Genomic DNA, 10,065 nt, shown 5'->3' on the forward strand with positions numbered 1-10,065 from the left:
CAGCAGGGCGGTCGGCTCGCGTTCTACGCTAGTCGCACGACTTCGTCGCACGGTCCGATCGAGCCCCGCTCGCTTTCGCCGGTCGCGAACGACCGGGAGAAGAAGGCTCAACGTGTCACTGTTCGAGGGATCGACGCCCACGCCCGCGCCGGAGGCGCCGCCGCGTCGGCGTCTCGCCGGATCGGCGGTCGTGGGCCTGTGGGCGCTGTCGCTGTCGCTCGTCGCGCTGCTCGTGCTGACCCTGCTGCCGACCTCGTTCGTGATCCAGCGACCGGGGCCGGTCTACGACACCCTCGGTACGGCGTCCACGAGCGACGGCGCCGAGCAGCCCCTCATCTCGATCTCGGGCGCCGAGACCTACCCGACCTCGGGAACCCTCGATCTGCTGACGGTCGAGGTGCTCGGCAATCGCGAGCGGACGCCATCGTGGTTCGAGCTGGCGGCCGCGTGGTTCGACCCGGCCCGCGCCGTCGTGCCGATCGACGACATCTTCCCCCAGGGCGTCACGACCGAGCAGCGCCAGGAGGAGAACGCCGCCCTGATGGTCGACTCCCAGAAGGAGGCGACGGCTGCCGCCCTCGCCGAGCTCGGCTACGACGTCGGCGAGCTCGTGCGCGTCCACGGCCTGACCGGCACCTCGCCGGCGGCGGGCCTTATCGAGGCGGGAGATGTGATCCGTTCCGTCGACGGCGTCGCGACCCCCACCACGACGGCGCTTCGCGACGCCATCAACGCCGCCGACGGCGCGGCGCTGACGATCGTGTTGGACCGGGACGGTCAGGAGCAGACGGTCACCGTCGCGCCGGAGCAGGACGACTCCACCGGGGAGAACCGCTGGGTGATCGGGGTCACGATCATGCAGGACTTCGACTTCCCCATCGACGTCTCGATCGCGCTCAACAACGTCGGCGGCCCGAGCGCCGGGATGATGTTCGCTCTCGGCATCATCGACACGCTGACGCCCGGCGAGCTGACGGGCGGCGAGCGGTTCGCCGGAACCGGCACGATCGACGCCGCCGGCCAGGTCGGGCCGATCGGCGGCATCCGGCAGAAGCTCTACGGCGCGCAGGAGGCCGGGGCCACCTGGTTCCTCGCGCCGGAACAGAACTGCGGCGAGGTCGTCGGCCATGTTCCCGACGGACTCCGGGTCTTCTCGGTGAGCACCCTCGACGACGCGCTGACGGCGCTCGACGCGGTCACCTCGGACGGCGATCTCGACGCGCTGCCGACCTGCACCGCCGGGTGACCCGCCACCCTCCCACGGCTCCCGCACAGCGCACGCCGCCTAGACTGGCCTGGTGACCACGACCTCAGCGCCGCCACCGGCCACACCCAGCAGATCCCGCCGTGCCATCGCCATCACACTCGCCGTCATCGCGGCACTCGTGGTGGCCTTCTTCGTCTTCGCGAGCCTCTACGCCGACTGGCTCTGGTACCGCCAGCTCGGCTTCGACGGGGTTCTCGTCACGCAGTGGGTGGCGCGCGTCATCATGTTCGCGGTGGGCTTCATCGCCATGGCGGTGCCGGTGTGGCTCTCGATCCAGCTGGCCTACCGGCTGCGGCCGGTCTACGCGCGGCTGAGCTCGCAGCTCGACCGCTACCAGGAGGTCGTCGAGCCGCTGCGTCGCCTGGGCATGTGGGGGATCCCGACCTTCTTCGGATTCTTCGCCGGCTTCGCGGCCTCCGCCCAGTGGGAGACCGTCGCGCTGTGGTTCAACGGCGTCTCGACCGGCACGACCGACCCCGAGTTCGGCCTCGACACGGGCTTCTACCTCTTCACGATGCCCTTCCTCTCGGCGGTCGTCGGATTCGCGTCGGCGGTCGTCATCGTCTGCCTCCTCGTGACGGCTCTCGTGTCGTACCTGTACGGCTCGGTCCGCGTGGGCCAGCGCGAGCTGCGCATCTCGAAGTCCGCCCGCATCCAGCTGGCGGTCATCGCGGGCATCTACCTGCTCATCCAGGGCGCGAGCCTGTGGCTCGACCGCTACCGCACCCTCGTGACGCCGAACGACCGCATCACCGGCGCCGGGTACGTCGATGTGAACGCCGTCATCCCCGGTCAGGCGATCCTCGCGATCGCAGCCGCGATCGTCGCCGTGGCGTTCTTCGTCACCGCCGTCATCGGCCGGTGGCGCTATCCCCTCATCGGCACGGCGCTCCTCATCGTCTCGTCGCTGGTCGTCGGCATCGCCTACCCGTGGTTCGTCAACAACGTGCAGGTGCGCCCGAACCAGCTGACTCTCGAGTCGCAGTTCTACGAGCGGAACCTCGCGAGCACGAAGGCCGCGTACAACATCGACGGTCTCGAGAAGACCGACTTCGAGGCGGTCACGGACGTCGAGCCCGGACAGCTCCGCGCCGACGCCGACACGACCGCATCCATCCGCATCATGGACCCCGCGATCATCGGACCCACCGTCCGCCAGATCGAGCAGTACCGGTCGTACTACCAGTTCGCCGAGCCCCTCGACGTCGACCGTTACGAGATCGACGGCCAGACGCAGGACACCGTCGTGTCGGTGCGAGAGCTCAACGTGAACCAGCTCGGCGACGCCGCATCCTGGTACAACACGACCCTCGTCTACACGCACGGCTACGGCATGGTCGCGGCCAAGGGCAACGAGCGCACGGCCGACGGCAACCCCGTCTTCGTCGAGCGCGGCATCCCCACCTCGGGTGAGTTGACCCTCGATCAGGAGTACGAGCCGCGCGTCTACTTCGGCGAGTTCTCGCCGACCTACTCGATCGTCGGCGCACCAGAGGACACCTCCCCGATCGAGCTCGATTACCCGCGCGGTCAGGAGGGCGAGAGCCAGACGAAGACGACCTTCGACGGCGACGGCGGCCCCTCGATCGGCGACGTGTTCCACCGCCTGATCTACTCGCTGAAGTTCCAGTCGACCGACATCCTCTTCTCCGACGCGATCAACGACCAGTCGCAGATCCTCTACGACCGGGATCCCTCGACGCGCGTGCAGAAGGCTGCGCCCTACCTCGAGCTCGACAACGACCCGTACCCGTCCGTGGTGGACGGCCGGATCGTCTGGATCGTCGACGGATACACGCTCAGCGCGAATTACCCGTACTCGTCGATCGTCAGCCTGAGCGATGCGATCTCGGACTCGTCGAACCCGCAGCCTCGCGTGGCCCTCGACAACATCAACTACATCCGCAACTCGGTGAAGGCCACGGTCGACGCCTACTCGGGCGAGGTCACGCTGTACGCCTGGGATGCGGAGGACCCGCTGCTGCAGGCCTGGCAGAAGGTCTATCCGAACACGCTCAAGCCGATCAGCGACATGAGCGGCGATCTGATGAGCCACGTGCGCTACCCGACCGACCTGTTCAAGGTGCAGCGCGCGATGCTCGGGACCTACCACGTCGACACCGCGCAGTCGTTCTACTCGCGCGACAACGCGTGGAAGACGCCGAACGACCCGCAGCTCGACACGCAGCTGCAGCCGCCGTACTACCTCACGATGAAGATGCCGGGCCAGGAGTCGCCCTCGTACTCCATGTTCTCGTCGTTCATCCCCGGTGGTCAGGACACCCGGAACGTCCTGATGGGCTACCTGTCGGTCGACTCCGACGCGGGCTCCGAAGCCGGGGTCGTGGGGAGCGAGTACGGCAAGCTCAGGATGCTGGAGATCAACGCCGAGACGCCGGTCCCGGGTCCCGGTCAGGTGCAGAACACCTTCGACGCCGACCCCGACGTCTCGTCGTTCTCGAACATCCTGCAGCAGGGTCAGTCCGAGGTCATCAACGGAAACCTGCTGACGCTTCCGGTCGGCGGCGGTCTGCTCTACGTGCAGCCGGTGTTCGTCCAGTCCTCGGGTGCGACCAAGCTGCCGACGCTCCAGAAGGTGCTCGTCGGATTCGGTGACGAGGTCGCGTTCGAGAACACGCTGCAGGAGGCGCTCGATGTCCTCTTCGGCGGCGACTCCGGTGCGAGCACGGGCGACACCGACGTGATCCCCGATCCGGTCCCGGGTGACGGCGCGACGCCGACCCCCACCCCGACCGAGCCGGCAGACGGCGGCGGCACCACGACGCCGACCATTCCGACCCTCGACCGGCAGGCTGCGCTCGACCAGGCGCGCGACGCTCTCGCCGAGCGGAACACGGCTCTGCAGAACGCCGACTGGACCGCGTACGGCCAGGCCGAGGACAAGCTCACGCAGGCCGTCGAGCGCCTGCTCGAGCTGGAGGGCGACGGCCAGGGCTGAGGCCCGCATCGCACCACGACGGCTGAGGGCCCGAGGATCATCCCCGGGCCCTCAGCCGTTCTCTCGTGATACGTCCGTCGGAGGCCTGGTGCGCGTGTTGCCTGCAGCCATCCCGGTGACGGCATCCGCACCACCGGCCCGACGGACGTAGCACGCGGGCGGCGCGCCGGTCATCGGCGCTGCAGCCACCACCAGATGAGGAGGAGGGTCACGAGGAATCCCGCCACCTGATTCAGCCACAGGAAGCGGCCCCAGCCGACGGTGGCGCGCTCGCACGTGGCATCGGTGATGTTCCGGTACGGCCACACCGCGACGAGATAGGGCAGAGCGACGACGGCGGCGAGGGGACCGGGCCACGCCGTGGCGAGCATCACGAGTCCGGCGACGGTGTAGCAGGCGAGCGCGAACCGCACCGTCCAGCGCGCCCCCCGCACGGTCGCGATCGAGGCGATGCCGGCCTCGCGGTCGGCCAGGACGTCCTGCACCGCGCCGAAGGCGTGCGAGGCGACGCCCCAGGCCGCGAACGCGACGATGACGAGCGCGAGCTGCCAGGTCCAGGCCGCGTCGGCGAGCACGAGGCCGTAGACGGCGGGGGAGAAGAAGTGGATGCTGCTCGTCATCGAATCCGCGAACGGTCGCTCCTTCAGCCGCAACGGCGGCGCACTGTAGAACACGACGAAGAAGAGGCTGAGAGCCAGGACGAGCCACGACAGCGGGGAGCCGACGGCGACGAGGAACACCACGAAGGGCAGGCACGACAGCCCCGCGGCCCACAGCGTCGGCGCGTGCAGGCGGCGATCGAGGACCGCGCCGTGCGCTCCTCCCTTGCGCGGGTTGCGGAGGTCGGATTCGTAGTCGAACACGTCGTTGACGCCGTACATCGCCAGGTTGTACGGCACGAGGAAGAAGAGCGTCCCCACGATGAGGAGGAGATCGATCTCGCCCGCCGTGAGGAGGTAGGCGGCGGCGAACGGATAGGCGGTGTTGATCCAGCTCACGGGGCGCGAGGCGAGGACGAGCTGACGCGGGAGCGAGGCGGCGGTCATCGGGGCTTCTTCTCCAGCAGGGTCGCGACGGCGGGGATGAGGAAGGCGGCGCACAGGGGGTAGGCGAAGTCCTCGAGCGGCGCGAGGCCGATCCGGATGCCGCTCAGATGCTCCTCGGGATAGGTGAAGAGCCCGACGGCGATCATGACGTTGTCGAACACCGCCGTGAGTGCCAGCAGCATCAGCGCGGCCAGTGCCGACGCACGCATCCGGGCGGCGAAGCGGGGGCGGCGTCGCGTCGCCAGGGTGACGACGACGGTGATCACCACGAACGGGATGACGATGAGCGGATAGGTCATCCGCGCCCCCCGTCCCCGCTCCGGCGGGGTTCCGTCGCCGACGGCCGCGCCCGCGCTGACGCCGCTCCGAAGCAGACGAGCGCGAGGTAGCAGAGGAACGCGAGGAACACCGGCTCCTCGAGCGGGAGGTGCGGCGCGAGATCCACACCGAGCAGCAGCGTGCTTTCGCCCTTGACGAAGACACCGGTCGCGATGCCGACGGCATCCCATACGAGGAAGAACGCCGTGCCGATCGCGGTGGCGATCACGGTCGATCGCCGATCGCGCCAGAACGCGAGGCGGAACCGCCGGTCGAGCAGCGCGACGCCGCCGATGGAGACGACCAGTGCCAGCAGGTACAGTCCCGGCACCGTCACGCCGTCGTCGTGCCGGTCGCGATTCCCGCGTCCGCGCCGCCGTCGATCGCGGCCTCATCGGCGATCGGCTCGGCGATCGGCCCGGCACTCGTGTCGCCGCGCAGGCGTTTGACGACGAGCTCCGCCGAGATGAGGCACATCGGCAGACCGATACCGGGCAGCACCGAACCGCCCGCGTAGAGCAGGCCGGACACCTTCTTCGACGCGTTTCCGGGGCGGAACAGCGCGCTCTGCCCGAGCGTGTGCGCGAGACCGAGGGCGTTGCCGCGCCACGCCCCGAGGTCGGCTGCGAAATCGCCCGGGGCGATCGTCCGACGAACGCGGATGCGCGCCCGCAGGTCGGAGGCGCCCGTCCACGATGCGATCTGATCGATCGCGCGGTCGGCCGCCGCTTCGATGAGCGCGTCACCCGCCCCGTCGACCCCGCCGCGTCCGAGCGCCGGGTCGGCGGGGATCGGCACCAGGACGAACAGGTTCTCGGCGCCCGCGGGCGCGACCGTGTCATCGGTCGCACTCGGTCGGCAGACGTACAGCGACGCCGGGTCGGGGATCGTCGCGTCGCGGCCCGAGATCGCCTCGAAGTTCTCGCGCCAGTCGCGCGTGAACAGCAGCGTGTGATGCGCGAGCTCGGGAAGCTCGCCCTCGACGCCGAGGAGCACCAGCAGGGCGCCGAAGCTGGGTGTCCGCTTGCGCCACCATGATTCGGGGTACGAGCGCTGGTCGGGCGGCAGCAGAACGGTCTCGGTGTGGTGGAGATCGGCCGTCGAGACGACGATGTCGGCGTCGAGCTCGGTGGTGTCGGCGAGCCGGACCCCGCGGGCCCGACCATCGGTGCCGGTGAGGATCTGGGCGACCGGGATGCCGGTGCGCACCTCGACGCCGCGGGCGACGGCCAGGCGCTCGATCGCCGCGATGACCTCGGTGAACCCGCCGCGCGGATAGAGCACCGCGTCGTCGAGGTCGAGGTGGCTCATCAGGTGGTAGAGGCTCGGGACGTCGTAGGGGGAGGAGCCGAGGAAGACAGCGGGATAGCCGAGGATCTGACGGAGGATCGGATCGTCGAACCGAGACTCGATGTGACGGACGAGCGAGCGGGTGAGCAGCGGTGCGAGCGTCGGCAGACGACGCAGCAGGTCGGGGTCGCGCAAGCCCTCGCTCGACGCGTAGGTGTCGTAGAGGAACTTCGTGACGGAGAGGTCGTAGGCATCCCCGGCCGAGTCGAGATAGTCCGCGAGCCGGTCGCCGGCGCCGGCCTCGCGACTTTCGAAGAGGGCCGTCGCCTCGGCCCGCCCCGAGACGACGTCGACCGCCTCGGCGGGTCCGGTGCCCTCGGGCTCGCCGTACACGCGGTAGGCGGGGGAGAGCGGCACGAGGTCGAGCTCGGCCGCAGCGGAAGTGCCGAGGAGCGCGAAGAAGTGGTCGAACACCTCCGGCATGAGGTACCAGCTCGGGCCGGTGTCGAAGCGGAATCCGTCGTGCTCCCAGGAGCCGGCCCGGCCGCCGGTCTCGCCCCGGGCCTCGACGACGACGACCGAGTGGCCCTCTTCGGCGAGAAGGGCCGCGGTGGCGAGTCCTGCGATGCCGCCGCCGATGACGACCACGCGCTGCGAGCCGGTCACGGCGCTGCTGGGGCGGCTCATGAGTGAGCTCGCAGCGGAGCGGCGCCGACGGTCGCCCGGGCGGCGAGTCCGAGCTTCACCGGACCCGGCACCCGGACCCGCTCACGCGTGGCCCCCGCGCGGCGCAGGCGGCGAGAGAGCGCGGCGAACAGGTCGTGGGCGGCGGTGACGGCCCGCCGGCAGTCGCCGGGGAGCCGGGGGATCATCGCCGCGGCGGCGTCGAGGTCGGCATCGATGCGATCGAGGACGTCCTCGCGGGAGGCCGCCGTCCCGACGCCGAGGTAGTCGCGGCCGAGCGTGTCGACGTCGTGCGGGAGGTCGCGGAGGAAGTTGACGTCCTGGAAGGCCGATCCGAGCCGGCGGGCGCCGTCGACGAGGTCGGGATCCGCGGGATGAGCGACCGCCCCGCCCGCGTTGACGAAGGCCTGCAGGCACATCAGGCCGACGACCTGGGCCGAGCCGTAGACGTACGCCTCGTGCGAGGCGGCATCGTGCGAGGCGACGTCGAGGTCGGTGCGCATCGACGCGAAGAACGGGGAGATCAGATCGGCGCCGATTCCGCACTCGCGCGCCGTGCGGGCGAAGGCGTGCACGACGAGGTTCGCGCTGAAGCCCTCGTCGATCGCGGTCAGGGTCTCGGTCTCGAGGGCGTCGAGCACCCGACGCTGGGCGGACGGCGGCATCCCAGCCTCGGTCGCCGACCCGTCGACGATCTCGTCCGCGACGCGCACGAGGGCGTAGATGGTGCGGACGTGCGGGCGCACCCGCGGGCCGAGGAGGCGCGCGGCCATGCCGAACGACGTCGAGTACGACCCGATGACGACCGCGGCGGCCTCGCGGGCCGTGCGGTCGTACAGATCGAGGCCGGTGGAATCGGGGCTCACGGAATGCGTCCTTCGATGGCGGTGGTGATGTCTTCGATCAGCGTACGAGGCGGATCGGGCAGCTCCGCGATGCGACGCCGCACCGAGCCGAGAGTGTGTCCGATGAGGGTGACGAGCCGCTCGCGGGCACCGCTGGCATCGAGCTCCCGCTGGGCGGCCTGGATCGCGACGGGGCCGGTCGGCGCGAGCGCGAGCGCGGTCGAGACCTGCGGCCACGCCGCGCTGTCGCGAGCGAGCGCGATGAGCGGCGTGCGCTTGGCCTCGCGGAGGTCGGCCCCCGAGATGCGCCCGGCCTGCTTCTCGTCGCCGAAGGTGCCGATGAGGTCGTCGACGAGCTGGAACGCGAGTCCGAGATCCGCTCCCGCGGCGATCAGGAGGGCGCGGTCGCCCTCGTCGGCGCCCGCGAGAGCAGCGCCGGCGGCGAGCGGTGCGCAGAACGAGTACACCGCCGTCTTGTCGTGGGCGGTCGACAGCAGGTGGGCGGTGTCGGGCTCGTCCGGCGTCATCGCCTGCTCCACGTCGGCGAGCTCTCCCAGGGCCGAGACCAGGACCGCGTCGTCCAGGAGCGAGAAGAGGGCGGAGCGAACCGCTGCGGGGACGTCGGCCATGGCGACCAGTCGCGTCGCCTCGTAGAGCAGGATGTCGCCGGCGAGGACGGCCGCGGCGTCGCCGATGCGTCCGGCCTCCGGCTCGTCGATCCCGTGTGCACGCGCGCGCGCCCGGAACGTGCCGCCGACATTCGGTTCGCCGCGGCGCTCGGTGTCGCGATCGATCAGATCGTCGTGGATGACGAACGCGGTGTGGAGGAGCTCGAAGGCGGCGGCCACGTCCCAGAGGCCGGGCGTGGAGTCCGCGTCGCCGCCGAAGGCCTCGAACGCGGCGACCACGAGGGCCGGCCGGAAGCGCTTGCCGCCTGCGGCGGCGCGCGTTGCGGCGTCGATGAGGGCGAGGGCCGAGGCGCCCCGCGGGAGGGCCCGGCAAGCCAGCTTCGACATGGCGGCGCGAACGGCATCGTCGATCGCCGACATACTTGAGTCGGGCACAGAGATCATCGTCACCATCCAGGTCTGCCGGTCGACCGTGTCAGGTGCTAGCCGTCCGACGAGGCATTTGCTAGCTTAACTAGCGTTTAATCGATGATGCCACGAGCGGAGGGCGGTGTCCACATGGTTGACCCGCAGCTCACCGCCGGTCGCGCGCGCACCGTCCGTCGCGCCCTGGAGGCCGTCCGCGCCTTCAGCGATGCGATGGATCGCATGCACACGGGTCTGCGCGGCGACATGGACATGAACGCGACGGACCTCTCGGCGCTCCGGATGCTCATCATCCGCGAGGGGCGGGGCGAACTGGTGAAGCCGCACGACCTCGCGCGCCACCTCGGCATCTCGAGCGCGTCCACGACCAAGCTCCTCGATCGGCTCTCGCACGAGGGGTTCGTCGAGCGGGAGCCGCATCCGCACGATCGTCGCGCTCTCGTCATCAAGCTCACCGAATCGTCTCGGGCCGATTTCTTCCGCCATTTCGGCGCGCGGATGGCCCACATGCGGGCCGCGCTCGAGCCCTACAGCGATGACGAGATCGATGTCATCGTGCGGTTCCTCGACGAGATGGGCGGGGCGCTCGTCGCCGACTGAT

The 10,065-nt window shown here is 70.2% G+C and carries 9 protein-coding genes; 3 read left to right on the forward strand and 6 right to left on the reverse strand.

The window, feature by feature from the left end; genetic code table 11:
- Window positions 1-112 precede the first annotated feature (112 nt).
- Together F6B42_RS06745 and F6B42_RS06750 are read left to right on the forward strand one after the other, a co-directional pair.
- A complete protein-coding gene (locus F6B42_RS06745) occupies window positions 113-1,246 on the forward strand; it encodes a YlbL family protein (RefSeq protein ID WP_150418871.1) in 1,134 nt (377 codons plus the stop codon).
- Between the two features lie 52 nt (window positions 1,247-1,298).
- Window positions 1,299-4,226, forward strand: a complete 2,928-nt coding sequence (locus F6B42_RS06750; protein WP_150418872.1) for a UPF0182 family membrane protein — start codon at window positions 1,299-1,301, stop codon at window positions 4,224-4,226.
- A 170-nt stretch (window positions 4,227-4,396) separates the two neighbouring features.
- Here F6B42_RS06750 and F6B42_RS06755 read toward each other — a convergent pair whose 3' ends face one another.
- The 6 genes from F6B42_RS06755 to F6B42_RS06780 are packed head-to-tail and all read right to left on the reverse strand — an operon-like array spanning window position 4,397 to window position 9,482.
- Entirely contained in the window at window positions 4,397-5,272 is an 876-nt protein-coding gene (locus F6B42_RS06755) for a prenyltransferase (RefSeq protein WP_150418873.1), read from the reverse strand.
- On the reverse strand, window positions 5,269-5,571 hold the full coding sequence (locus tag F6B42_RS06760) for a lycopene cyclase domain-containing protein (protein WP_150418874.1): 303 nt from the start codon (window positions 5,569-5,571) through the stop codon (window positions 5,269-5,271). Before F6B42_RS06760 ends, F6B42_RS06755 begins: the two co-directional genes overlap by 4 nt.
- Window positions 5,568-5,927, reverse strand: a complete 360-nt coding sequence (locus F6B42_RS06765; protein WP_396652457.1) for a lycopene cyclase domain-containing protein — start codon at window positions 5,925-5,927, stop codon at window positions 5,568-5,570. The genes F6B42_RS06760 and F6B42_RS06765 overlap by 4 nt, the downstream gene beginning before the upstream one ends.
- Window positions 5,924-7,567: a phytoene desaturase family protein gene (crtI, locus tag F6B42_RS06770; RefSeq protein ID WP_150418875.1), complete on the reverse strand. Its 1,644-nt coding sequence runs from the start codon at window positions 7,565-7,567 to the stop codon at window positions 5,924-5,926. The genes F6B42_RS06765 and crtI overlap by 4 nt, the downstream gene beginning before the upstream one ends.
- A complete protein-coding gene (locus F6B42_RS06775; RefSeq protein ID WP_191089298.1) occupies window positions 7,564-8,430 on the reverse strand; it encodes a phytoene/squalene synthase family protein in 867 nt (288 codons plus the stop codon). Before F6B42_RS06775 ends, crtI begins: the two co-directional genes overlap by 4 nt.
- Entirely contained in the window at window positions 8,427-9,482 is a 1,056-nt protein-coding gene (locus F6B42_RS06780; protein ID WP_150418876.1) for a polyprenyl synthetase family protein, read from the reverse strand. The genes F6B42_RS06775 and F6B42_RS06780 overlap by 4 nt, the downstream gene beginning before the upstream one ends.
- A gap of 114 nt (window positions 9,483-9,596) precedes the next feature.
- Between F6B42_RS06780 and F6B42_RS06785 the strand changes: the two genes are divergently transcribed.
- Window positions 9,597-10,064 (forward strand): MarR family winged helix-turn-helix transcriptional regulator, encoded by a 468-nt coding sequence (locus F6B42_RS06785; protein ID WP_150418877.1) that lies wholly within the window; start codon window positions 9,597-9,599, stop codon window positions 10,062-10,064.
- Window position 10,065: the final 1 nt, after the last annotated feature.

The organism is Microbacterium radiodurans (assembly GCF_008710705.1).
Taxonomy (GTDB): domain Bacteria; phylum Actinomycetota; class Actinomycetes; order Actinomycetales; family Microbacteriaceae; genus Microbacterium; species Microbacterium radiodurans.

What these genes read in the sequence shown, in the direction of transcription:
- F6B42_RS06785 (WP_150418877.1), top strand. Translation starts at nt 9,597, where the DNA reads ATGGTTGACCCGCAGCTCACCGCCGGTCGCGCGCGCACCGTCCGTCGC.
- crtI (WP_150418875.1), bottom strand. Translation starts at nt 7,567, where the DNA reads ATGAGCCGCCCCAGCAGCGCCGTGACCGGCTCGCAGCGCGTGGTCGTC.
- F6B42_RS06755 (WP_150418873.1), bottom strand. Translation starts at nt 5,272, where the DNA reads ATGACCGCCGCCTCGCTCCCGCGTCAGCTCGTCCTCGCCTCGCGCCCC.
- F6B42_RS06780 (WP_150418876.1), bottom strand. Translation starts at nt 9,482, where the DNA reads ATGATCTCTGTGCCCGACTCAAGTATGTCGGCGATCGACGATGCCGTT.
- F6B42_RS06760 (WP_150418874.1), bottom strand. Translation starts at nt 5,571, where the DNA reads ATGACCTATCCGCTCATCGTCATCCCGTTCGTGGTGATCACCGTCGTC.